Genomic DNA, 21728 nt, shown 5'->3' with positions numbered 1-21728 from the left:
CATGCGAATTGCGCTCTTGCTTGCCTTGGCTGTCGGGTGCCATGGCTGCGCCTGGGCGCAGGACAAGCGCTGCGAGCAGTTGAGCCAAGCCTGGGCAAAGGCCGAACCGGGCTTCAACCCTTCGCTCGAAGCCAAGGTCGTTGCACCTCAGGGTTTGCCGGTCCATCTAGGACCCGATCGAAGCTGTCCGACGCTGAAAACGCTTGCGCGGGGCGAGTTCGTGACGGCCTATGCAGTTCGGAAGGGCTGGGTACAGGTGGGGCTGCTGGTGAACGGTGACTGGGGATCAGCCTGGGTCGCCGAAGCCGGTCTTGAATTGATTGCTCCCTACGGAGCGGACCATCCTTCGCGCCAACCGGCACAAGCGGCCAGCGCCTCTCCATGAGCACTCCCAATCCCCGCGAGCAAGACATCCTCGCCGTCTCCGCCCGCCTGTTCGCCCAGAACGGCTACCCCGGCACGGCGATGAGCCAGGTGGCACTGGCCTGCGGCCTGAGCAAGCCGGCGCTCTACCACTACGTGCCTGACAAGGCCGAGCTGCTGGCGCGCATCTGTGAAGCGCATATCGAGAAGCTCGCCGCCCTGGTGCGCGAGGTGCGCGCGCAGGGCCTGGAGCCCGAGGCCCAGCTGCGTGCGTTGGTGGCGCGCTTCCTGGCCGTCTACACCGCCGCGCGGCATGAGCACCGCGTGCTGACCGAGGACCTGAAGTTCCTGCCCGAGCCGCGCCAGCAGCGTGTGCGCGAGCTGGAGCGCGAGGTGGTGAACGGCTTTGCCGCCGCCCTGGCCGCGCTGCGCCCGGGCCTGGAGTCTGCAGGCCTGGCCAAGCCCGTAACCATGCTGCTGTTCGGCATGATCAACTGGACCTACACCTGGCACCGCCCCGAGGGCCCGGTGAGCGACGCGCAGCTGGCCGAGGTGGTGGCCCAGCTGCTGCTCGGCGGCCTGCCGGCCGTCGCCGCCTGAAGCCACCCCAACTCAATCACAGGGAGAAGACCATGCTCGACCACATGACCTTTCGCGTCGCCGACCTGGCGCGCAGTACCGCCTTCTACGCCGCCGCACTCACGCCGCTGGGCTACACGCAGGGCCCGAGCTTCGAGTTCGACGGCCAGTCCATGCAGGGCTTCATCCACGACGGCAAGCTCGACACCTGGCTGATCCAGGGCCCCTCGCCCTTCGGCGGCGCGCCCTTCACCACCGCCTGCCATTTGGCCTGGCGCGCAGCCACCCGGGCGCAGGTCGACGCCTTCTACGCCGCCGCGCTGGCGGCCGGTGGGCGCTGCAACGGCGCGCCGGGCCTGCGCCCGCATTACCACCCGAACTATTACGGTGCCTTTGTCATCGACCCCGATGGCAACAACATCGAAGCCGTCTGCCACGAGCCCGTATGACCGCGACTACCTTGGTGCGCCGCCTCGGCGCCGACGACGCCCCCGCCTACCGGGCCCTGAGCCTGCGCGCCTACGCCGAGCACCCGGACGCCTTCACGGCCACGGTGAGCGAACGCGCCGCCCAACCCATGAGCTTCTGGCTGGCCCGCGCCAGCGAAGCGCCCGATGCCCCGGAGTGCGTGTTCGGCGCCTTTGCCGATGGCGTGCTGGTGGGCAGCGCCGGCCTGGAGTTCGAGACCCGGCCCAAGACTTGCCACAAGGCCCTGCTGTTCGGCATGTACGTCGCACCCGAAGCGCGTGGTCTCGGCCTGGGTGTGGACCTGGTGCAGGCCGTGTTGGCGGCGGCGCGCTCGCGTGAATGGGTGCGCGTGGTGCGGTTGACGGTGACCGAGGGGAATGCGGCTGCGGAGAACCTCTACGCACGCTGTGGCTTCAAGCGCTTTGGTGTGGAGCCGATGGCGATGCGGGATGTCGAGACCGGGCAGTTCTTTGGCAAGGTGCACATGGCTTGCGAGTTATGAGGCTTGGTTCGCTTTCGTGGGAGCCCGCAGGGGCTTCGCCAGCGCGCCTGCATGCGCGCTGTCCTTCGGCAGGGGTCGAAGGGCCCGCAGTGGGCCCTTCTCGCTTCTGCCTCAGCCCGCTGCACCCGACCCGCATTTCTTTGGCGCAGCAAAGAAATGCGGGTCGGGGTTCGGGGGTGAAGCCCCCGAGGGCTCTCACGATCAGCCATGAAACCCCATCCACGAATTGAGTTCAGCATTCAAGACAAGGGCAACACCATGAGCACCACCCTCCAAAGCTTCACCGCCGGCCGCTGGGTCGGCCACAGCCCCAAGCAGGCCCTGCGTTCCGCCATCAATGGCCAGGTCGTTGCGCACACGCACGAGGAGACGCTGAACTTCGAGGAGATGGTGGCCTATGCCCGCCACACCGGCCTCAGCACCCTGCTGAAGACCCACTTCCAGGACCGCGCCCGCACGCTGAAGGCCTTGGCCGAGTACCTGATGGAGCGCAAGGAAGAGCTGTACGCCATCAGCGCCCACACCGGTGCCACGCGCAGCGATTCCTGGATCGACGTCGAGGGTGGCATCGGCACGCTGTTCGCCTACTCGTCCATCGGCGGCAAGGACCTGCCCAGCAGCAATGTGCTGCACGAAGGCCCGCCCATGCGCCTGGGCGCCAACAACCATTTCATCGGCAGCCATGTGCTGGTGCCGCGCCGCGGCATCGCGCTGCACATCAACGCCTTCAACTTCCCGATCTGGGGCATGTTGGAGAAGTTCGCGCCCTCGTACCTGGCCGGCATGCCCTGCCTCGTCAAGCCCGCCAGCGCCACCAGCTATGTGGCCGAAAAGGCCGTGCGCGTGATGATGGATTCGGGCCTGCTGCCGCCCGGCTGCCTGCAGCTCATCGTCGGCGGCACGGGTGATCTGTTCGAGCGCCTTGAAGAGCCCGATGTCGTCACCTTCACCGGCAGTGCCGACACCGCCCTGCAGCTGCGCGCCCACCCCAATCTGCTGCGCCGCTCCATCCCCTTCAACGCCGAGGCCGACAGCCTGAACTGCGCGCTGCTGGCCCCGGACGTGACGCCCGACGACCCCGAGTTCGAGCTCTTCGTCAAGGAAGTGGCGCGCGAGATGAGCGCCAAGGCCGGCCAGAAGTGCACCGCCATCCGTCGCGCCATCGTGCCGCGCCACCTGATCGACGCCGTGGGCGACGCGCTCAGCGCGCGTCTGAAGAAGATCGTCGTTGGCGACCCCGCCATCGAGGGCGTGCGCATGGGCGCGCTGGCCAGCCATGCGCAGCAGGCCGATGTGATGGACAAACTCGCGCTGCTGGCCGAGGGCAACGAGATCCTGCTCAGCGGCCGCGACGGCTTCACGCCCAAGGGCGCGGGCACCGAGCATGGCGCCTTCTTCGCCCCCACCCTGCTGCGCTGCGACCGCCCGCTGCAGCAGACCCAGGTGCACAGCGTCGAGGCCTTCGGCCCCGTCAGCACCCTGATGGCCTACGACGACTACGAGGAAGGCCTGCACCTGGCCACGCTGGGCCGCGGCAGCCTGGTGGGCAGCCTGGTCACCAAGACCCCGGCCCTGGCCGCGCAGGCCGTGCCCACCTTCGCCGCCTGGCATGGCCGATTGCTGGTGCTGGACCGCGAGGCCGCGCTGGAAAGCACCGGCCATGGCAGCCCGCTGCCCAAGCTCAAGCACGGCGGCCCCGGCCGTGCGGGTGGCGGCGAGGAACTGGGCGGCCTGCGCGCCGTCAAGCATTACCTGCAGCGCTGCGCGGTGCAGGGCTCGCCCACCATGCTCACGGCCGTCACCGGCGAGTACCAGCGCGGCGGCGCCGTGCAGGAGTCGGAGATCCACCCCTTCCGCCGCTACTTTGAGGATGTCGAGGTGGGCCAGAGCCTGCTGACCCACCGCCGCACCGTCGGCGAGGCCGACATCGTGGCCTTCGGCGGCCTGAGCGGCGACTACTTCTACATGCACTTCGACGACGTGGCGGCGAAGCAAAGCCAGTTCGGCCAGCGCATCGCGCACGGCTACTTCGTGCTCAGCGCCGCCGCCGGCCTGTTCGTCAGCCCCGCGCCCGGCCCGGTGCTGGCCAACTACGGCCTGGAGACGCTGCGCTTCGTCACGCCGGTCGCCATCGGCGACACCATCCAGGCGCGCCTGACGGCCAAGCGCAAGATCGACCGCCCGCCTCGTGAAGGCCAGCCCGACGCTGGTGTGGTCGCCTGGGACGTGGCGGTGACCAATCAGCGCGGGGAGTTGGTGGCGAGTTACGAGATCCTGACTTTGGTGGCGCGGCGAGGAGCTGCGCTCTGAGTGACTTGATTCCTCTCACGCCCAGGGCATTTCTGCCGCATCAGGAGCTGGGCAACGAGCAGCGCGTTGAACTGATCCGGCGTCGCGAAGGGCTGTTTGCGCACTGCACTGAGGCCGAACGCTTGCGGTTGGCGCCGCTGGCTCAGGCCTACGCCGGGCTGGACCCGCGCCTGCTGGCGCGGCCCAACCTCTTTTCCGCGTGCGCGGCGCTGGTCAACCACCACCGCATCCTTCCCTGGATGCATCCCAAGCGCCCACGGCTCGCTGTCCGGCTGCTGGCGCGGCTGGGGGAGGCGCTGCACCGGATGGAGGCTTGGCGCGCGCGCGGCCTGGAGGCCAGGTTGCATGACCTGCTGCGTGCAACGGTGCGCGCCGACCCAGCCGATGAGGCCTTCGTGAGCTTGTGGCTGCTGCGTGCGTTGCCCCTTCCGGCCCTGGCTTCGCACCCCTCTGAGTTCGACAAAAGCCTCGCTGCCCTGGCCGCAGAGTGTCTGGATGACGCGCGGGTACCGCTGGCACGCCGCTTCGCCGCCCTGCAGCGCTGCAAGCTGTGGCCGGGCGGTGCCAGATGGGAAGCGGGAAACGAGTTGGATATGCAGACCTGGCGCCTTCTGTGCCAGTTTGCCGAAGAGGACGGGGACGCGGCGTCGACCGTGGTTGATGCCCACTGGCAGGTTCAGGGCGCACCGACCTTGCTGAACATCCATGTCTTGAACGCAGACCCGCAGCTGGCATACCGGCTCGCTATGGCCTTCCAGTCAAGACGCCCTGGCTTTGCGGTCTCCATGCTCTGCAGGTCGGTCTGGGACTCGTTCTATCTGGCGTGCCGACTGGCGCCCGAGGGGTCAGCTGCCCTGCAGCAGATCATGGACGCCAGCTGTCAGTGCCTGGCTGACTGGACCCTGGACGGCACTGACCTTGCGCCCGAAGCCGCGTTGGAGGCCCTGGACCATCTATTCCGCTTTGGCGACCCCGCGCAGCCCTACTGGGCTCGGCTGGTGCCGCACTGCATGGCGCTGCTGCGCGCCATGCCTGCTGAGGCGCAGGTGCGGCGGCTGCGTTGCCTGGCAGCCCTTTGCGTTTATGGCGAGCCTGCCTCACCTGGGGTTACAGAGGCCCTGCACTTGCTGAAGATCTTGGTGGATCGGCGTCTGGACGCGCTTCAGGCGCAACCGCCGAGGGACTCCTGGTTCGAATTCTCAGATGTTGGTATGGCCGTTGGCGAGGTCAGCGGCGCGTGCCTGGATCTGCTGGAACCCAAGCAGATGTCGGGGCGCAATGTTCGCGTGGCGGCGCCCACCGAGCACGCCTTGTTGCCTTGGCTGCGCGCGCGCTTTCAGGCACTGCAGCAGCGCTTGATCCTGGCGCTGCCCGAGCACGAGCTGTACACCCGGGTGGACCTGCTGTTGGGGCTCTCGCACGAGGCTCTGATTCGGGAGCACCACCAGCAGTTGCACGAGGTCTTTGAAGGCTGCGCGCTGCGGGCTCCGGTCGACGCGGGCATGGCGCTGCGTCGGGTGATCCGCTACTGCGGCTATAGCCAAGTCGATGACGAGATGTACCGGCGCGAACTCTGCCAGCAGACCTTTGACAAGCTGATTCCCACGCTGGAGCGGATCTCGACGACGGATGCCGCCGTGGCGCGCAGCGGCATTGGTTGGAGCCCGCGCGGCGATATCTGACGGAGGTTGATCCCGGGTGGGTAGGAATTCACCCGGTCCCATGGCCGCGACTTCAAGGGCGCCCCTTGCCGGTTTTCGCGCCCGAGGCCTTCCAGAAGAAAAGCGCCTGTCCAGCCCCGCGCTGTTCAGAATGGCTTGTCACTCCGTGCTGAGCATGCCTTGAACCGCCCCGCCCCGCGCATTAGATTGCCCCACAAGCAGCTACTGGAGGGCGCGCCATGGCACTCATCAACGGCACCGCCGGCAACGATGTCATCAAGGGCGGCTCACAGGGCGACATCATTTACGGGCTGGCCGGCAATGATGTGATCGATGGCGGGCTGGGAATCGACAGCCTGTATGGCGGCGAGGGCAATGACACGCTCTGGACCCTGCACAACATCGACACCATCGACGGCGGGCCGGGCCTGGACACGGCGGCCTTCTACCGGCTGTCGACGATGCACAGCATCAGCCGCACCGCCACGGGTTTCATGGTGCTGGATTCCGACAGCTCGGCCGACTACACGGGCATCGAGCGCTTCCAGTTTCCGGACAAGAAGCTCGCCTTCGATCTCGCGCTGGACGAGGCGGCCGGCAACACCGTGCGCGTGATCGGCGCGGCCTTCGATGCCGCCGCCATCCGCGCGCACCCGGACTGGGTCGGCATCGGCCTGGGGCTGTTCGACAGCGGGCAGAGCCTGGCGCAGGTCTGCATGATGGTGGCGCAGCTGCTGAACCTGAACGCCAGCGACTTCGTCAGCACCCTCTACCGCAACGTTGTCGGTGCTGAGCCCGATGCGGCGACCCTGGCGGGCTATGTGGCCCAGCTGCAGGGCGGCATGACGCAGGGACAGTTGCTGGAGCTGGCGGCGAGCGTGTCGCTCAACGAGACAAACATCAATCTGGTCGGGCTGCTCGACACCGGCGTGCTGTTCGAGGGTGTGAGCGCGCCGCCGCCGTGAGGGCGCTCAGCCCGCTCGAGCGCCCTCAAGAACGCACATCAAACGGATTCAAAACCTCCAGGCCCAAGGCCTTGAAGTCGGCCACGTTGCGCGTCACCACCGTCAGCCCTCGGGTGATGGCGGTGGCGGCAATCATGGCGTCTTCGTACAGGGTGTCCGAACGGCGGTGCATCAGGCGCGCCCATTGCCGGAAAGCCGCAGCGTCCATAGGCAGGACGTTGTAGGCCTGGGCCAGCTGCGCCAGCCAGGCTTCGATGTCCAGGGCCTTGGCGGCGTCCTGCTCGCGGGTGATTTCGATGCCGGCCTGGATCTCCCCCAGGGTCACGGCGGAGAGGAACAGCTGCGCGTCGTCCGTGGCCTGCAGCCAGGCCAGCACACCCCCATGGGGCTTGGGTTTGCGCAGTTCGGAAACGATGTGGGTGTCCAGCAGGTACATGGCGCCTCTGCGGTCTCAAGGCAGTTGCGGCGGGCGTCGCTTGGCACGCCCGCGTGGCGGCACCAGGGCTTCACTGCGCGCGCTGTCGGCCAGCAGCAAGGCCTTGAGTGAGGGGCGGGCGGCCATCTGCAGGCGTCGCCATTCCTGCACCGGCACCAGCACGGCGGCTTCGGCGCCGCGCTTGGTCACCATCTGCGGGCCTTCGGACAGGCAGGCCTCCAGAAATTCGCTGAAGCGTGCCTTGGCGTCTTGTACGGGCCATGCATCCATGGTGGTCCTTTCAAACTAGTTTGCTGACTAGTTTGATGGTTGAGGACCTGCCAGTCAATCCCCGTTGCGGCCCAGGGGCAGCGCATGTCCGCTCTCAAAGCCCTGCTCCCGCCCATCCAGCGGATCCACAAACCGCAGCGCCCGCGCCAGCAGCATCAGCGGCCGCCCGAAGTCATCCGGCCCCTCGGGCTGCAGCACGGGGTAGACGCGGTCGTTGACGATCGGCAGGCCCAGCGCCGCCATCTGTGCGCGCAGCTGGTGCTTGCGGCCGGTCTGCGGGGTCAGCCGGTACAGGCCCAGGCGCGCGCCCGCTGGAGCGCCGGGCACCAGGGCCGGGTCGATCTCCTGCAGCCGCGCCACCTCGGTTTCCGAGTTGGGCTCGCCTGCCGCCACCTGCATCTGGTGGAAGCGCGCGTCCTTCGGTTCCACCAGGCGGTGGCGGGCGGTGAAGGGCTGGGTCAGGTCTTCGCGCCAGGGCGCGATGGCCTCGTAGACTTTGTGCACCCGGCGCTCACGCCACAGCGCCTGGTAGGCATCGCGGTGCGCGGGCTGGACGCAGAAGGCGAGCACGCCGGCGGTGTCGCGGTCCAGGCGGTGTAGCGGCGTCAGGTCGTGCAGGCCCAGCTGCTGCTGCAGGCGCACCAGCACCGTTTCCTGCACATGCCGGCCGGCGGGGCTGACGGCGAGGAAGGGCGGCTTGTCCACCACCAGCAGGCGCTCACACTGGTGCAGCAGCGTCAGCTCGAAGGGGACGCGTGCTTCCGGCTGCGGCGGCTGGCGCCAGTACCAGAGCAGGGTGCCGGGCGGGCAGGGGCTCTGGGCGTGCACCGGCCGGCCGGCGGCGTCCAGCACCTCGCCGGCCAGCAGGCGCTGCGGCCAATCGAGGGCCTGCGGAAAGCGCGCCTGCAAGAAGGCCAGCACATCCCGGTAAGGCCCGCCGCCGGCGCGCACCTGGCTGGCGTTCAGGCCGGCGCGTGGGGCGGGGCGGAAGGCTTCAGGCGTCATCCAGGCGGCGGGCGCGCGCCAGGCGCCAGGCTTCGTCGGGGTGCGTGGGGTCGAACACCGCCTCGGGCGGGGTGCCGGTTTCCTGCAGCCGGGGGTCGAGGGCAATGCGCTTGTCGAACACGAAGCACTCGCCCTCCCAGTCGCGCTGGGCCGCCCCTTCCTCGTCCTGCAAGGCCTGGAAGAAATTCATGATGCCGCCGTCCAGCTGGAACACCTGCAGGCCCAGGCTGCGCATCCAGGGCGCGGTCTTGTCGCAGCGCACGCCGCCGGTGCAGTACATGGCCACCGGGCGGTTCTCGGCGCGCCATTGCGGCGCGTGCGCTTCCACGTAGGCCACGAAGTCGCGGAAGTGGTGCACGCTGGGGTCGGTGGCACCCCGGAAGCGGCCCAGGCGCCATTCGAAGTTGTTGCGGTTGTCCAGCAGCACCGCGTCGCCGCGTGCCAGCAGCTCGCGCCAGGCCTGGGGCGATAGATGCGAGTCATCGTGCTCATCGGGCACCGGCAGCGCCTGCGCCTGCGGCAGGCCCAGGGCCACGATCTCCGGCTTCACGCTGACCTTGAGCCGGCCAAAGGGTGGCGTGCGGCAGGGGCTGTGCTTGAACACCAGGGGCCGCGGCCCGAACAGGCCGCAGGCCTGCAGCGCCGCCTCGAAGGCGGCCACGGCCGCGGGCGTGCCGGCCACCGCGCCACTGATGCCCTCAGCCGCCAGCACGATGGGGCCGCGCAGGCCCTGCGCCAGCGCGCGCACCTGCTCGGCCGCGGCGGCCGGGTCGGCCAGCGGGTGGAAGCGGTAGAAGCTGCTGTGCAGCAGGGCGGGGGCTTCGGGGCTGGGCATGACGGGGATTGTCCGAGCCCGCCGCCGCCACACCCGGATACTGCGCCCATGAACCCCGACACCTTTCCCCTGCGCGGCGACCACATCACCCTCGAAGCCCTGATCAAGGCCGCCGACCTGAACGGCCAGCGCGAACTGGCGCGGGCCGTCATTGCCGATGGCCTGGTGCAGGTCAATGGCGAAGTGGAAACCCGGCGCGGGCGCAAGCTGCGCAGCGGGGATGTGGTGCAGCTGGGCGCGGCGGCGCTGCGGGTGGTGGATGGGGATCCGGAGCAGTGAGAGAGTGAACAGCCGGGGCCTGCCCTATCGCTGGCGCTGCCTGTCCTGCGATGAAGCCAACCCCGGTGCGGCCATGGCTTGCGGGGCCTGCGGCTTTCCGGCCCGACCGCGAGGTGCGGAAGTCCAAGACCTGCTGGTGCGGCAGCGTGTGCCTCGGCCGGCTGAGCCGGCGATTGCGCGGGCCAACTGGGCAGATCTCTCGCGGCAGTTCGAGGATTTGCCACTCCTGCGCAAAGTCTTGGCCTGCCTGGGGCTGGCGCTGATGTTTGGCGGATCGGTCTGGTTCAAGCTCACGCTCAGACTTGTGGATCTGGCCTGGAGCGCGCTGCTCTTTGTGGCGGGCCTGGGTCTGCTCGCGGTCGCTGTGGGCCAGGAACCGAAGGGCGGCGCACAAGCCCCACCCACATGATCGTTCCTGACCACTGGGCCGAGGCCCGCGTCATTCACCGCACAGGCAAGCGCCAGTTGACCCTGCGTCGCTTCGGCTGGTCCATGCAGAGCGTGGAGGACGCGCAGGCCATGGCCGACGCGCGGGTTGCCGCGGCCTTGGCGCGCAGCCTGGCCGGTGAAACGCTGGAGCGCCGCGAGCGCAAGCTGGCCTACAACGGGGCGGTTGGCGTCCCCATCCGCGAGGAGGTGGTGAGCCGGCAGGGTGAGGAGGTTGTTACCCGCAACTCCTACGGGGCGCGCTGCCTCAATTCACCTCATGCCCTGTTCGCCGACATCGACTTCGAGCCGCGACACCCCATTCGCGATGGGCTTGTGGTGTGGTTGGTGCTGACCACCCTGGCTGTGGCAATGGGCTGGTACCTGCAACACAAGGTGCTGGCGGCGGGCCTCGCGGCCCTCGCCCTGCTCCTGGCAGCGCCACTGACCCGCTGGCTTCGCCGCTTGCTGAGTGCCGCAAGGGGCGGCCCGGCCCAATGGACACGGGCGCGCCTGCTGGACTTCCTGGCCCGGCACCCGGCCTGGGCTGTGCGTGTGTACGCCACGCCGAATGGATGGCGTCTGCTGGCCACCCATCAGGGCTTTGACCCCTTGGCACCTGAGGTGAAGGCCTTCTTCGACAGCGTGGGCGCGGACCCGCTGTACGTGCGCATGTGCCAGAACCAGCGCTGCTTCCGCGCCCGCCTGAGCGCCAAGCCCTGGCGCATCGGCATGACCGAGCATTTGCGCCCGCGGCCCGGGGTCTGGCCCGTGCATCCTTCGCGCCTGCCCCTGCGTGCGCAATGGGTGGCCCGGTACGAACAAGCTGCCGCCGGCTACGCCGCTTGCCGCTGGATCGAGACCTTGGGCTCCGGCGAAGTGCACCCCAGCTTGTGCGCCGTGGTGGAACTGCACGACCGCGAAAGCCGTGCGCTGCAGCCGGGCTTGAAGCTGGCCTGATACGCCCCCCAACTTGGCGTGAACTTGGCTTGAGCGTGCGCCTTCAGCGCCTGAAGCGCTGGGTGCCCTGCCGCTGGCGGCTGTTGCGCTTTCGTCAGTAGCCCGGCCTTGCGCGCTCGTCCTACAAGGCTTCAGGGCTGCCGCTGACAGACCCGCTCGCGGGCCCTGCCTAACCTGCCTGCGTGTTCGACTGTCCACCGACCCGCCATGCCCCATCTGCCCGCACCCGCTCCGGCAGCCGCCCGCCTGGCTCTGCCGTCCACCACGGCCGCGCTGGTCGCAGTGCTCACATTGGTTGCCTGTGGCGGCGGCGGGGTCTCGGCCTCGCTGCCCACCCCGCCCGCGCCACCGGGGCCCGGGGCCAGCATGGGCAGCCTGCGCGTGTACCTGACCGACGCGCCGTCCTGCGGCTACGAGAAGGTCTTTGTCACCGTCAGCAAGGTGCGCGTGCACGCGAGCAGCACGGCCGATGAAAGCGCCACGGGCTGGGTGGACCTGAACCTGCCCACCCCGCGCCGGCTGGACCTGCTGGCGCTCACCAATGGCGCCCTGGCCGAGCTGGGCCAGGTGGCCCTGCCGGCCGGGCGCTACCAGCAGCTGCGCCTGGTGCTGGAGCCCAACAGCAGCGCCAACCCCCTGGCCAATGCCGCCCAGCCCGTGGGCGGCGGCGGCGAGCGCGCGCTCGACACCCCGAGCGGTACCCAGTCCGGCCTGAAGATCAACCTGAACCTCGACGTTGCCGCCAATCAGGTGGCCGATCTGGCGATCGACTTCGACGCCTGCAAATCCATCGTCAAGGCCGGCAACTCCGGCAAGCTGCTGCTCAAGCCCGTGCTCAGCGCCCTGCCCATGCTGGGCGATGCCGGCCTGCGCGTGGTCGGCTACGTCAACCCGGCGATGGTGGGCGCCACTGTCTCGGTGCAGCAGGGTGGCCTGCCGGTGCGCGCCACGCCGCCGGATGCCAGCGGCCGCTTCGTGCTCTACCCCGTGCCGGCCGGCAGCTACGAGCTCGTCATCACCGCCCCGGGCCGCGTGGCCGCGGTCATGACCGGCGTGCCGGTGGTGACGACCGCCCACACCCTGGTGGGCAGCGAGACGGTGCGCATCAACACGCCGGTCTCACTGCTCAGCGCCGACATCAGCGGCACCGTCAGCCTGGCCGGCAGCACCGCCAACACCGGCGGCGCCGTGCGCGCGCTGCAAAGCCTCACGGCCGGTCCGACGGTGGAGATCGGCTACGCCACGGCCGATGCCGTCAGCGGCCAGTACCTCCTCGGCGCCCTGCCCCTGGGCGCGCCGGTGCAAACGGCCTACAGCCCCACCGCCACCTCCTTCAGCTGGGCCGGCCAGCCGCTGGACGCCGGCAAGCTGCGCCTGGAGGCCAGCGCCACCGGCGTGGCCACGGCCAAGACGCAAGGCCTGCTGCTGACCGGCCACACCGTCGTCAACTTCAGCTTCTGAGTGCCCCGGGGGCCGGGCGAGCCCGGCCCCGCCGGTCGGGTCGCTGCCCTAAGCTCCTTGCCCCGGCGCAAGCCGCCCGCAAGCGAGCCCACCCATGAAACGCGTCACCGGCATTGGCGGCATCTTCTTCAAGGCCCAGGACCCCAAAGCCCTGGCCGCCTGGTACCAAAAGCATCTGGGCATCGACGTGCAGCCCTGGGGCGGCGCGTCTTTCCGCTGGAACGGCCCCGACAACCCGCAGGGCGCGGGCAGCACCGTGTGGAGCCCCTTCGCGGCCGACACCGCCTACTTCGCCCCCAGCACCGCCCCCTTCATGGTCAATTACCGCGTGGCGGACCTGCACGCCCTGTTGGCGGCGCTGCGCGCCGAAGGGGTGCAGGTGCAGGACAAGGTCGATGAATCCGAGTACGGCAAGTTCGGCTGGGTGATCGACCCGGAGGGCAACAAGGTGGAGCTGTGGGAGCCGCCGGAGGGGCAGTGAGCGGCGCAGGGCGTGGGGCCCCGGGCCTTGGCCGCATCCTCTTCCGGGCGGACTCCAGCGATACGAGTCGACGGGATACGGGTTTGGCCCCGTTTCAAGCGCAGGATTTGCGAGCAGAGCGACGTGCCACGGTAGTTCGCAAACTTTTAATTGCCTGGTACGAGCTGACCATTGGAGCCAAGCTGTTGATGGGTCAAGAGAATTTGTATGGCGCTCGGCGGGTGTTACGCCGCGGTGCGGGTGTTATCGGGAGCGGTTGCGCTCTAAAACCAAGTTTGGCCTCACATGAACGACCTCTGCAATTCGACGCTGCGCAAACTCTGGGGCCTCACGGGTAGTGATCCGGAATGCGCCAGTGCAGATTGGAACGATTTCTTCGATCCGATCGGCCTCATCTTGCTGGCTCCCCCGCGCAACTACGGGTACTGGTGCACGCCTCTCAATTCACTTACCTTCGCCACAACTGGCGGCGACGGAGTTCACTACGGCTTATTGGCTCTAGACGGTCAATTTACGGACTTCTCACCAGTGGTGATGACCGTACCCATGAGCGACACGTCCAACACCATCGTTGGTGCAAACCTCAAGGAGTTCTTAGCACTGGGAATTCGTTTCGGCTATTTCGGGCTGGAACAACTTGTGTACGACAGGCATAACACAATGCAGGAGCTTGAGCTCCCAAATTTCGATCAGGAGATGAGCCAAAGGGAACGGTCGCTGCTGAATTTGATCTCCTCCGAGTTCAATATACGACCATGGTCGCGCGTCGATCAGCGACTGAAAGAGCTGCAAGCCCAGTTTGCAGCAGCGTTGCAGTTGCCACCGGAAGAAGAAAGTGCGGCCTAACCCGTCCATCAAGCGGACGTCCCAAAAGCTGCGCTTTTGGTCCGCCCCTTATGTCCAACGTTGGGCCTCATGAAGAACCGTAGAGGTCCGCCACTACCTTGGAAGTTTCATACTGGCGGTGCCCGGTCACCCGAGCAACTGCTACAAGTGCAATTGCGTGGGCTTTCGCGGGCCACTCTCTCGGCTTATCTGAGGCGACTGCTTACGCGGGAGTGCCAATGCAGACCCAGGAAAGGCCGATTCTTAGTCGATCCACCGTGGCATGAAAGGCTGCATCCCCGCATTCGTAGAAAGCGCCTAGCCGTGGTGAACGCATTGCAAATGGCAGGCTATCCGGTGAGTAGCAGGCTGCTTCAATGGGCACTGCCGAGTTGGCGAAACTGGCCGGGTTCTATTTACTTAGTGGGGTCGCATGTCGATGAAGATTTGTGCTGCAAGTAGCATGATGCCCAACCATTCACTCGAGCCGACTCGCGTCGGCAAGCCGCCGCTCGCGGCTTAGCTTCAGCGTTGGGCGCACGGCAAGTTCTACGCGACGGAGACAAGATGATCAGCGATTTGACTCAGGCTCAATCGGACATGCGCTCCAGCTATTGCAGCGGCGGCGCAGGCGTTCTTGCTTCAGCGCTGGCTTGGCTATCTGCGGCAATATCAACGCTTCAAGCTGCGCCACAGCAGGCCGTATGGGTTCTTTTCATTGGCGGGATGGCCATCCACCCTGTTGCAACCGTGATCTGCAAGCTACTCGGCAGCGCCGGCAAGCACAACAAGGGCAATCCCCTCGGGGCATTGGCCTGGGCCAGTACCCTTTGGCTAATTTTCAGCCTGCCTCTTGCCTATGTCGTGTCGCTTTATCGTATTGAGTGGTTTTTCCCGGCCATGCTGCTGGTGATCGGTGGCCGGTATCTGACTTTCAGCATGCTTTTCGGCATGCGGGTCTATTGGCTTCTCGGACTCTCACTTGCCGCTGCAGGCTACCTGCTGGGCAAGTCGCTAGCTTCACCAACTGTCGGCGCCTTTGTTGGAGCGTCCATTGAGGTGGCGTTCGCCATCTTTATCCTGCTTGCCAACCGCCGCGGTGTGCGCCCTAACAATTCATTCAAGCCGAACCCGCTTCGTGGCTCGGCTTAGTTCAGGTGTTGCACGGCATAGTGGTTTCGCCCTCGCCAATCTGCCCGAAGTGCGCGGGCGATATGGAATTTCAGCCTCCTATTAAACACACACCACTATTGGGATGGCTGAGCCGAGAGCTTACGCACTGGGCTGTAGTTGGATTGACCGCTATCGCGGTCTTGAGCTTTTCGGAGCACAGTTATTTGGTGGTAGGGCTTGCAGTTGCTGGTGCTCTACTGGTTTATAAGGCGGGCCACCGGTTCAATCAGCGAAAATTGCACGGGCCTGGGCTCTACTACTGCAAGAAGTGTCAGTACTACAGGAATCCCGAGGCTAAGTAGATTGCCGGCGATGTCATCCCACCCTTCTGCAGGGAATTTCCATCTGGCCAAGCGCTAGTTGGGTATTTCATTCAAAGCGGTTCTGGTTGCCTGCTCTTAATGCTGTGTTCAAGGGATTTGCGTTTCGACCAGAGCCAGACTTCAGCGCATGCGCTGTGCAGCCCCATTCAATAACCCGGAGGTTTGAGCTTTGCTGAACCACTCCCTCCAAACCCCCCGCCTGCTGCTGCGCCCCTGGCGCGACGACGACCTCGCCCCCTACGCCGCCCTGAACGCCGACCCCGAGGTGATGCGCCACTTCCCCGCCCTGCTGAGCCGCGAGGAAAGCGATGCCCAGGCCGCGCGCATCCGCGCGAAGCTGGACGCACAGGGTTGGGGCCTGTGGGCGGTGGAGGTCAAGGGCGGCCCCGCCTTCATCGGCTTCGTGGGCCTGGCGGTGCCGGGCTTTGAGGCGCCCTTCATGCCCGCCACCGAGATCGGCTGGCGCCTGGCGCGTTCGGCCTGGGGCCAGGGTTACGCCAGCGAGGCGGCGCGCGCCGCGCTGGGTTTTGGTTTTACGGAGCTGGGCCTGGAGGCCATCGTCTCCTTCACCGCGGTGGGCAACCAGCGCTCGCGCGCGGTGATGGAGCGCATCGGCATGCAGAACACGGGCCAGGACTTCGAACACCCGCGTGTGCCCGAAGGCTCGCCGCTGCGCCGCCATGTGCTGTACCGGCTGGCGCGCCGAGACTGGCTGGCCGCATGAAGCCGGCCGCGCTGCGCGAGCTGGCTCTGGGCCTGCCCGCCACGGCGGAGCAGCCGCATTTCGAGCTGGCCTCGTTCCGGGTGAAGGGAAAGATCTACGCCACGTTGACGCCCGATGGCAGCGAGTTGCGCGTGTTCGTGGGCGCCGAGGCGCGCGAGCGCTGGTGTGCGCTGCAGCCCGCGCACATCGAGCCCCTGCCCTGGGGCCGCAAGATCGTCGGGCTGCGGGTGCGCCTGGCCGGTGCGCGCGCCAGCTGGCTGCTGCCCCTGCTGCGTGAAGCCTGGGCGGCAAAGAGCGGCGTTGCAAGACCCTGACCAGCGGAAAGCCCTGCGCGGGCTTCTACAGTGGCGGGTTTTGGCGAGGGCGGAGAGCGCGCATGCGGGGCTGGCGAGAAATCGGGATCGGGCTGCTGTTCGGGGTGCTGGGCATGGGCGCGGTGCAGGCCCAGCAGGCCAGTGCGAGCGTGCGCAGCGAACAGGCCACTGCGCGCTTGCTGGTGCATGCCCCCGACGGCGTGGGCGCGGGCAAGACGATCTGGGCCGGCGTGCAGATGCAGCACGAGCCGGGCTGGCACACCTACTGGCGCAACCCCGGTGATTCCGGCCTGCCCACGCGCCTGAACTGGACGCTGCCGGCCGGCGCGCAGGCCGGCGCCATCCACTGGCCGGCGCCGCACAAGATGCCGCTGGGCCCCTTGATGAATTACGGCTTCGAGGGCGAGCTGCTGCTGCCGGTGGCGCTGAAGCTGCCGGCCGAACTGCCTGCCGGCCCGCTGAAGCTGGGCCTGCTGGCCGAGTGGCTGGTGTGCAAGGAAGTCTGCATCCCCGAGCGCGGCGAGTTCAGCGTGGAGCTGCCGCAGGGCCAGCCACTGAACGACCACGCCGCCGCCTTCAAGGCCGCGCTGGCGGCCGAGCCGCAGCCCCTGCCGGGCGTGAAGGTGCAGGCGCGCCAGGCGGCCGAGGCCCTGCAGCTGGAGATCGACGGCCTGCCCGCGGGCTGGCGCGGCCAGGGCATCGAGGCCTTTGGCGCCGATGCCGGCGTGTACGACCACGCCCGCCCCGAGCAGGCGAACTGGCAGGGCGAGCGCCTGAGCCTGGCGCTGCCGCTCTCGCCGCAGCGCGGTGAATCGCCGGCCGAGCTGGAAGTGGTGCTGCGCGCGGGCGAGCAGACCGGCAGCCTGCGCTTTGCGCTGCAGGGCGGTTGGCAGGCGAACGCGCCCGAGGCCGCGGCCGCGCCGGTGCAGCACTTGGGCGGCGGCGCACCCGCCAGCCCCCCGGCGCAACCCGCGGGGGGCGATGTGGGCCTGCTGGCCGCGCTGGCCCTGGCCTTCGTGGGCGGGCTGATCTTGAACCTGATGCCCTGCGTGTTCCCGGTGCTTTCGCTGAAGGCCCTGGCGCTGGTGCGCGAGGCCCCGCACGAGCGCCATGTGGGCGCGGCTGCCTACACGGCCGGCGTGGTGCTGAGCTTCGTGCTGCTGGCCGCCCTGCTGCTGGGCCTGCGCGCCGCGGGCGATCAGATCGGCTGGGGCTTCCAGCTGCAATCGCCCACCGTGGTGGCGGCTCTGGCCGGCTTGTTCACGCTGATCGCGATGAATCTGTTCGGCCTGTTCGAGTTCGGCAACTGGCTGCCCTCGGGCGTGGCGGGCTGGCGCGCGCAGCGCCCCTGGCTGGACCAGGCCGCCACCGGCGTGCTCTCGGTGGCGGTGGCCTCACCCTGCACTGCGCCCTTCATGGGGGCCGCGCTGGGTGCGGCGCTGACCCTGCCGCCGGCGCAGGCGCTGGCGGTGTTTGCCGCACTGGGCCTGGGCATGGCCGCGCCGTACGTGAGCTTCGCGCTGGTGCCTGGCCTGGCTGCACGCCTGCCGCGCCCGGGTGCCTGGATGGAGCGCCTGCGCCATCTGCTCGGCTTCCCGATGCTGGCCACCGTGCTGTGGCTGGTGTGGGTGCTGGGCCAGCAGGCCGGGCTGGACGCCGCCGTGGCCCTGCTGGTGCTGCTGCTGGCGCTGGCCTATGCGCTGTGGGCCTGGGCGCTGCGCGGCTGGGGCTGGCGCCTCAGTGCCGCCGTGGTGCTGGCGCTGGGCTGGCTGTGGGCGGCGCCCTCGCTGCACCAGCCCGCCGGCGCGCCGGCCGCGGCGGCTGCGCCGGCCGCTGGCTGGAGCGCCTGGAGCCCCGAGGCCCAGCAGGCCGCCATCGCCAGCGGCAAGCCCCTGTTCGTGGACTTCACCGCCGCCTGGTGCATCACCTGCCAGTACAACAAGCGCAACGCGCTGGCCGATGCCGGCGTGCAGGCGGACTTCGCCGCCGCCGGCGTGCAACGCCTGCGCGCCGACTGGACGCTGCGCGACGCCGCCATCACTGCCGAGCTGCGCCGCCTGGGCCGCAGCGGCGTGCCCGTGTATGCGCTCTACACGCCGGGCCGCACCGAGCCCGAGCTGATGGCCGAGATTCTTTCGGTGGACGCGCTGCGCGCGCGCCTGCAAGCCCTACAGAAGTGACCCCCCCGAAGCGCCTGCGGCGCCTCCCCCCAGGGGGCGCCACCAGCGGCCCGGCAAAGCCGCTTCCGCGGTGCCCCTTGGGGGAAGGAGCGGCATGCGTCATGTTCTTCCCCTTCCACGCAGGAGCCCAGAGATGTTGAAGCGAAGTTTTCTGCTCACCGCCCTGCTCGCCGCCGTGGCGGGCGCCCAGGCCCAAGTGCAGGTGGGCAAGCCCGCGCCGGCCTTGCAGGTCAAGGATGCGCAGGGCGAGACCGTCAGCCTGGCGGACTTCAAGGGCAAGACGGTGGTGCTGGAATGGGTGAACCCCGGCTGCCCCTTCGTGCGCAAGCACTACGGCGCGCAGAACATGCAGGGCACCCAAAAGGCCGCGCTGGCGCAGGGCGCGGTGTGGCTGAGCATCAGCTCCACCGCCCCGAGCAGCGGCGACTACAAAAAGCCCGCCGAGCTGAGCGCCTGGCTGCAGGGCCAAGGCGCCACGCCCAGTGCCTTGCTGATGGACGACGAGGGCACGGCCGGCAAGGCCTGGGGCGCCAAGACCACGCCGCATATGTACATCGTCAACCCGGCCGGTGTGCTGGTGTACGCCGGCGCCATCGACTCCATTCCCAGCGCCAACCCGGCCGACATCCCCAAGGCCACCAACTTCGTCACCCAGGCGCTGGGCGAGCTGAAGGCCGGCCAACCGATCAGCAAGCCCGCCACCACGCCTTACGGCTGCTCGGTGAAGTACAGCTGAGGGGCTTGAGGCGGGTGTGCGGCGGGATACTGCCGCCCGCCGTGAGCTTCGCCCGCACCAAGATCCAAGCCCCGCGCCTGCGCGCGGCCCTCGTGGACCGGGGGCCGCTGCAGGCGCGCCTGCTTCAGGCCCTGCAGCAGCAGCGCCTGGTGCTGCTGTGCGCGCCCGCCGGCTTTGGCAAGACGGCGCTGCTGGCGCAGGCCGCCGCGGCGCGGGGCCCGGGCCAAGCGCTGGCCTGGATCTCCGCCGACAGTGGCGACGACCTGCACCACCTGCTCGAATGCCTGCTGGCCGCGCTGGAACCCTTCGACCCGCCCTGGCGCAGCGCCCCCGAATCCATCCTGCGCGGCATCGTGCAGCCCGACCCCGCCCTGCGGCGTGCCAAGCTGGCCGAGCTGCTCAATGCGCTGGAGCTGTGCGAGACCGCGCAGGGCCTGATCGTGTTCGACGACCTGCACCGCGTCAGCGACCCCGCCTTCTTCGCCTTCCTGGACGAGCTGCTGGAGCGCCTGAGCCCCAAATGGACGCTGGCCCTTGCCACGCGCACCGAGCCGCCGCTGGCGCTGGCGCGCCGGCGCGCCGCCGGCGAGCTGGCCGAGTTCCGCCAGCCCCAGCTGCAGTTCAGCGAGCCCGAGGCGCGCGCGCTGCTGGCCGGCACCGGCCTGGACGAGGCCGCTGTGGCGCGGCTGTTCGAGCGCACCCAGGGCTGGCCGGCCGGCCTGCGCATGGCCCTGGGCGTGCTGCAGGGTGAGCAGGGCGGTGCCGAACGCCTGCAGCGCGCCAGCGAGCGCTCCTGGTTCGACTTCCTGCTCACCGAGGTGCTTGAACAGCTGCCCGCGCCCCTGGCCGACTTCCTGCAGGCCGTGAGCGTGCTGCCCGAGCTGCAGCCCGCGCGCTGTGCCGCGCTGACCGGCGACGCCCTGGCCGCGGAACGCCTGGCCGAGATCGAGCGCCTGGGCCTGTTCGTCGATGCCCTGGACGACCCGGCCGGTGGCGGGCTCAGCCTGCGCTTGCACGATCTGTTCCGCGAGGCCCTGCAGCAGCGGCTGCGCCAGGCCCAGCCGGAGCGCTGGCGCCTGTTGTGCCAGCGCATGCTGCAGACCGAGCCCGACCCGCTGCGCCGCCTGCAGCAGCACCTGGAGCTGGGGGAGCTGGGCGCCGCCGCCACGCTGGCGGCCGAGCAGCTGCCGGCCCTGATCGTCAGCGCCGGCGCCACGCCGGCCCTGCACCTGATGCAGCAGTTCCCGCCGGCAGAGCGCGAGCACCTGCCCGAACTGGCCTTCGTGCGCGGGCTGGCGGCCTGGACGCCTGCCTGGGACTTCGAGCGCATGCACCGCGAGATGGAGCGCGCGGCGCTGGGCTATGCGCGGCGCGGCGCCGAGGCCGAACGCCTGCTGGCCTGCGCCTACGACGCCATCGCCCTGATGGCCCTGGGCCGCTATGGCGCGGGCGAAGCGCTGTTGAAGCAGCTGCAGCAGGCCGAGCTGGCACCGGCTGCGCAGTTGATGCGGCTCACGGCCGAGGTCTGGGCCGCCATCGACACCTGCCGCTACGAAGCGGTGGCGCCGCACGCCCAGCGCATGCTGGCGCTGCTAGTGCAGCTGGACCGCCCCGAGCTCTGGTACCAGACCACGCCGCCGCTGCGCATGCCGGGCCTGCCGGGCATGACGGACACGCTGGAACGCCATGCCGACCAGCTGCTGCGCGTGGCCGGCGAGCAGCCGATTCCGCTGCGCACCATCGCGCTGCAGATCCAGGCCTGGTGCGCGCTGTGGCGTGGCCGCACGCTGGAGGCCGAGCAGCGCGCCCTGCAGGCCCGCGAAGACGCGCACTGGGGCAGCCAGCTCGGCGCCGTGCGCTCCTACCAGCTCTGCCTGGACGCCCTGCTGGCCCTGGTGCGCGGGGACGCCGCGGCGGCGCTGCAAGCCGCCACCGAGCGCCAGCGCGAGTTCAACCACCTGGGCAACCCCTGGTACGCCTACCTGCTGCCGCTGTTTCGCGCGCGCGTGGCGGCCAGTGCCGAGCAAGGGCCCGCCCTGCGCGAGGCGCTGGCCGAGCTGGCGGCCTGCCGGCCGCTGCAGCTGCCGGGTGGCACGGCCACGCTGGCGGCGCGCGAGCTGCCGCTGCAGGCCCAGCTGGCATGGCTGGAGGGGCGTGCGCAGGCGGCCGTGCAGGCCTGGCAGGACGCCCTGGCCCTGGGGCCGGCCATCGACCTCTACGGCCTGGCGGGCGAGACCCGGCTGCGCCTGGCCTGGGCCCTGTGCTCGCTGGGGCAGCAGGAGCCGGCGGCCCGCACCCTGCAGCCGCTGTTCGAGGCGGCGCGCCGCGACGGGCCGGGCGGCGCCCTGCTGGCGGGCACGGCCCTGGCCGGCCTGGCCGGGCTGGACTGGGGCCCTGCACTGGCCGACGCCGACGCCGCGGCCCTGCGCGCGTGGCAGCAGGCGGTGCTGAC

Annotated in this window: 23 protein-coding genes; 19 read left to right on the top strand and 4 right to left on the bottom strand. The window is 69.1% G+C overall.

Features of this window, described 5'->3' with window-relative positions; translation table 11 throughout:
• Position 1: 1 nt before the first annotated feature.
• The 7 genes from I7X39_RS21095 (at position 2) to I7X39_RS23755 (ending at position 6848) form a co-directional block, all read left to right on the top strand.
• A complete protein-coding gene (locus tag I7X39_RS21095; RefSeq protein WP_198113283.1) occupies positions 2-385 on the top strand; it encodes an SH3 domain-containing protein in 384 nt (127 codons plus the stop codon).
• Entirely contained in the window at positions 382-963 is a 582-nt protein-coding gene (locus I7X39_RS21090) for a TetR/AcrR family transcriptional regulator (RefSeq protein WP_198113281.1), read from the top strand. Before I7X39_RS21095 ends, I7X39_RS21090 begins: the two co-directional genes overlap by 4 nt.
• 32 nt (positions 964-995) lie before the next feature.
• Positions 996-1391 carry a VOC family protein gene (locus tag I7X39_RS21085; RefSeq protein WP_198113279.1) on the top strand — a complete coding sequence of 132 codons (396 nt, stop codon included), beginning with the start codon at positions 996-998 and terminating at the stop codon, positions 1389-1391.
• A complete protein-coding gene (locus I7X39_RS21080) occupies positions 1388-1912 on the top strand; it encodes a GNAT family N-acetyltransferase (RefSeq protein ID WP_198113277.1) in 525 nt (174 codons plus the stop codon). Before I7X39_RS21085 ends, I7X39_RS21080 begins: the two co-directional genes overlap by 4 nt.
• A gap of 258 nt (positions 1913-2170) precedes the next feature.
• A complete protein-coding gene (gene paaZ / locus I7X39_RS21075) occupies positions 2171-4222 on the top strand; it encodes a phenylacetic acid degradation bifunctional protein PaaZ (protein ID WP_198113275.1) in 2052 nt (683 codons plus the stop codon).
• A gap of 5 nt (positions 4223-4227) precedes the next feature.
• Entirely contained in the window at positions 4228-5904 is a 1677-nt protein-coding gene (locus I7X39_RS21070; protein ID WP_198113272.1) for a hypothetical protein, read from the top strand.
• 218 nt (positions 5905-6122) lie between these two features.
• Positions 6123-6848 carry a DUF4214 domain-containing protein gene (locus I7X39_RS23755; RefSeq protein ID WP_198113270.1) on the top strand — a complete coding sequence of 242 codons (726 nt, stop codon included), beginning with the start codon at positions 6123-6125 and terminating at the stop codon, positions 6846-6848.
• 25 nt (positions 6849-6873) lie between these two features.
• Here I7X39_RS23755 and I7X39_RS21060 read toward each other — a convergent pair whose 3' ends face one another.
• Genes I7X39_RS21060 through trhO form a run of 4 tightly spaced genes read right to left on the bottom strand, consistent with a single transcriptional unit; the run spans position 6874 to position 9394 of the window.
• Positions 6874-7284, bottom strand: a complete 411-nt coding sequence (locus I7X39_RS21060) for a type II toxin-antitoxin system VapC family toxin (protein WP_198113268.1) — start codon at positions 7282-7284, stop codon at positions 6874-6876.
• Between the two features lie 15 nt (positions 7285-7299).
• Positions 7300-7554 (bottom strand): type II toxin-antitoxin system Phd/YefM family antitoxin, encoded by a 255-nt coding sequence (locus I7X39_RS21055; RefSeq protein ID WP_198113266.1) that lies wholly within the window; start codon positions 7552-7554, stop codon positions 7300-7302.
• A 54-nt stretch (positions 7555-7608) separates the two neighbouring features.
• Entirely contained in the window at positions 7609-8559 is a 951-nt protein-coding gene (locus tag I7X39_RS21050; protein WP_198113264.1) for a pseudouridine synthase, read from the bottom strand.
• On the bottom strand, positions 8549-9394 hold the full coding sequence (trhO, locus tag I7X39_RS21045; RefSeq protein ID WP_198113262.1) for an oxygen-dependent tRNA uridine(34) hydroxylase TrhO: 846 nt from the start codon (positions 9392-9394) through the stop codon (positions 8549-8551). Before trhO ends, I7X39_RS21050 begins: the two co-directional genes overlap by 11 nt.
• Before the next feature lie 48 nt (positions 9395-9442).
• Here trhO and I7X39_RS21040 point away from each other — a divergent pair, with 48 nt between their 5' ends.
• The 12 genes from I7X39_RS21040 to I7X39_RS20985 form a co-directional block, all read left to right on the top strand.
• The gene (locus tag I7X39_RS21040; protein WP_198113260.1) at positions 9443-9673 is read left to right on the top strand and encodes an RNA-binding S4 domain-containing protein; all 231 of its coding nucleotides are present in this window, start codon (positions 9443-9445) and stop codon (positions 9671-9673) included.
• Between the two features lie 136 nt (positions 9674-9809).
• Positions 9810-10082 (top strand): hypothetical protein, encoded by a 273-nt coding sequence (locus tag I7X39_RS21035; RefSeq protein ID WP_198113258.1) that lies wholly within the window; start codon positions 9810-9812, stop codon positions 10080-10082.
• Complete coding sequence (locus tag I7X39_RS21030) at positions 10079-11059, top strand: hypothetical protein (protein ID WP_198113256.1); 981 nt, start codon at positions 10079-10081, stop codon at positions 11057-11059. Before I7X39_RS21035 ends, I7X39_RS21030 begins: the two co-directional genes overlap by 4 nt.
• Positions 11060-11266: 207 nt before the next feature.
• A complete protein-coding gene (locus tag I7X39_RS21025) occupies positions 11267-12520 on the top strand; it encodes a DUF4382 domain-containing protein (RefSeq protein ID WP_198113254.1) in 1254 nt (417 codons plus the stop codon).
• A 94-nt stretch (positions 12521-12614) separates the two neighbouring features.
• Positions 12615-13001: a VOC family protein gene (locus I7X39_RS21020; protein ID WP_198113253.1), complete on the top strand. Its 387-nt coding sequence runs from the start codon at positions 12615-12617 to the stop codon at positions 12999-13001.
• A gap of 285 nt (positions 13002-13286) precedes the next feature.
• A complete protein-coding gene (locus I7X39_RS21015; RefSeq protein ID WP_198113251.1) occupies positions 13287-13847 on the top strand; it encodes a hypothetical protein in 561 nt (186 codons plus the stop codon).
• Between the two features lie 546 nt (positions 13848-14393).
• Complete coding sequence (locus I7X39_RS21010; protein WP_198113249.1) at positions 14394-14978, top strand: DUF7010 family protein; 585 nt, start codon at positions 14394-14396, stop codon at positions 14976-14978.
• Between the two features lie 513 nt (positions 14979-15491).
• Positions 15492-16046, top strand: a complete 555-nt coding sequence (locus I7X39_RS21005; protein WP_198113248.1) for a GNAT family N-acetyltransferase — start codon at positions 15492-15494, stop codon at positions 16044-16046.
• Positions 16043-16360 (top strand): MmcQ/YjbR family DNA-binding protein, encoded by a 318-nt coding sequence (locus I7X39_RS21000; protein ID WP_198113246.1) that lies wholly within the window; start codon positions 16043-16045, stop codon positions 16358-16360. Before I7X39_RS21005 ends, I7X39_RS21000 begins: the two co-directional genes overlap by 4 nt.
• A 62-nt stretch (positions 16361-16422) precedes the next feature.
• Positions 16423-18540: a protein-disulfide reductase DsbD family protein gene (locus tag I7X39_RS20995; RefSeq protein ID WP_232352105.1), complete on the top strand. Its 2118-nt coding sequence runs from the start codon at positions 16423-16425 to the stop codon at positions 18538-18540.
• Positions 18541-18673: 133 nt separating this feature from the next.
• The gene (locus tag I7X39_RS20990; RefSeq protein WP_198113244.1) at positions 18674-19276 is read left to right on the top strand and encodes a redoxin domain-containing protein; all 603 of its coding nucleotides are present in this window, start codon (positions 18674-18676) and stop codon (positions 19274-19276) included.
• Between the two features lie 41 nt (positions 19277-19317).
• Positions 19318-21728 (top strand): winged helix-turn-helix domain-containing protein (locus I7X39_RS20985; RefSeq protein ID WP_198113243.1); only part of this gene is annotated, 2411 nt, incomplete at its 3' end.

This window comes from Inhella proteolytica (assembly GCF_016093275.1).
Classification (GTDB): domain Bacteria; phylum Pseudomonadota; class Gammaproteobacteria; order Burkholderiales; family Burkholderiaceae_C; genus Inhella; species Inhella proteolytica.
Note: the sequence above shows the minus strand (reverse complement) of the source record. Positions and strands in the feature narration are given on the sequence as shown.

Bases quoted from the DNA above. Each gene is read 5' to 3' on its own strand.
- I7X39_RS21095 (WP_198113283.1), top strand. From the start codon at position 2: ATGCGAATTGCGCTCTTGCTTGCCTTGGCTGTCGGGTGCCATGGCTGC.
- I7X39_RS21090 (WP_198113281.1), top strand. From the start codon at position 382: ATGAGCACTCCCAATCCCCGCGAGCAAGACATCCTCGCCGTCTCCGCC.
- I7X39_RS21085 (WP_198113279.1), top strand. From the start codon at position 996: ATGCTCGACCACATGACCTTTCGCGTCGCCGACCTGGCGCGCAGTACC.
- I7X39_RS21080 (WP_198113277.1), top strand. From the start codon at position 1,388: ATGACCGCGACTACCTTGGTGCGCCGCCTCGGCGCCGACGACGCCCCC.
- paaZ (WP_198113275.1), top strand. From the start codon at position 2,171: ATGAGCACCACCCTCCAAAGCTTCACCGCCGGCCGCTGGGTCGGCCAC.
- I7X39_RS23755 (WP_198113270.1), top strand. From the start codon at position 6,123: ATGGCACTCATCAACGGCACCGCCGGCAACGATGTCATCAAGGGCGGC.
- I7X39_RS21060 (WP_198113268.1), bottom strand. From the start codon at position 7,284: ATGTACCTGCTGGACACCCACATCGTTTCCGAACTGCGCAAACCCAAG.
- I7X39_RS21055 (WP_198113266.1), bottom strand. From the start codon at position 7,554: ATGGATGCATGGCCCGTACAAGACGCCAAGGCACGCTTCAGCGAATTT.
- I7X39_RS21050 (WP_198113264.1), bottom strand. From the start codon at position 8,559: ATGACGCCTGAAGCCTTCCGCCCCGCCCCACGCGCCGGCCTGAACGCC.
- trhO (WP_198113262.1), bottom strand. From the start codon at position 9,394: ATGCCCAGCCCCGAAGCCCCCGCCCTGCTGCACAGCAGCTTCTACCGC.
- I7X39_RS21040 (WP_198113260.1), top strand. From the start codon at position 9,443: ATGAACCCCGACACCTTTCCCCTGCGCGGCGACCACATCACCCTCGAA.
- I7X39_RS21030 (WP_198113256.1), top strand. From the start codon at position 10,079: ATGATCGTTCCTGACCACTGGGCCGAGGCCCGCGTCATTCACCGCACA.
- I7X39_RS21025 (WP_198113254.1), top strand. From the start codon at position 11,267: ATGCCCCATCTGCCCGCACCCGCTCCGGCAGCCGCCCGCCTGGCTCTG.
- I7X39_RS21020 (WP_198113253.1), top strand. From the start codon at position 12,615: ATGAAACGCGTCACCGGCATTGGCGGCATCTTCTTCAAGGCCCAGGAC.
- I7X39_RS21015 (WP_198113251.1), top strand. From the start codon at position 13,287: ATGAACGACCTCTGCAATTCGACGCTGCGCAAACTCTGGGGCCTCACG.
- I7X39_RS21010 (WP_198113249.1), top strand. From the start codon at position 14,394: ATGATCAGCGATTTGACTCAGGCTCAATCGGACATGCGCTCCAGCTAT.
- I7X39_RS21000 (WP_198113246.1), top strand. From the start codon at position 16,043: ATGAAGCCGGCCGCGCTGCGCGAGCTGGCTCTGGGCCTGCCCGCCACG.
- I7X39_RS20995 (WP_232352105.1), top strand. From the start codon at position 16,423: ATGCGGGGCTGGCGAGAAATCGGGATCGGGCTGCTGTTCGGGGTGCTG.
- I7X39_RS20990 (WP_198113244.1), top strand. From the start codon at position 18,674: ATGTTGAAGCGAAGTTTTCTGCTCACCGCCCTGCTCGCCGCCGTGGCG.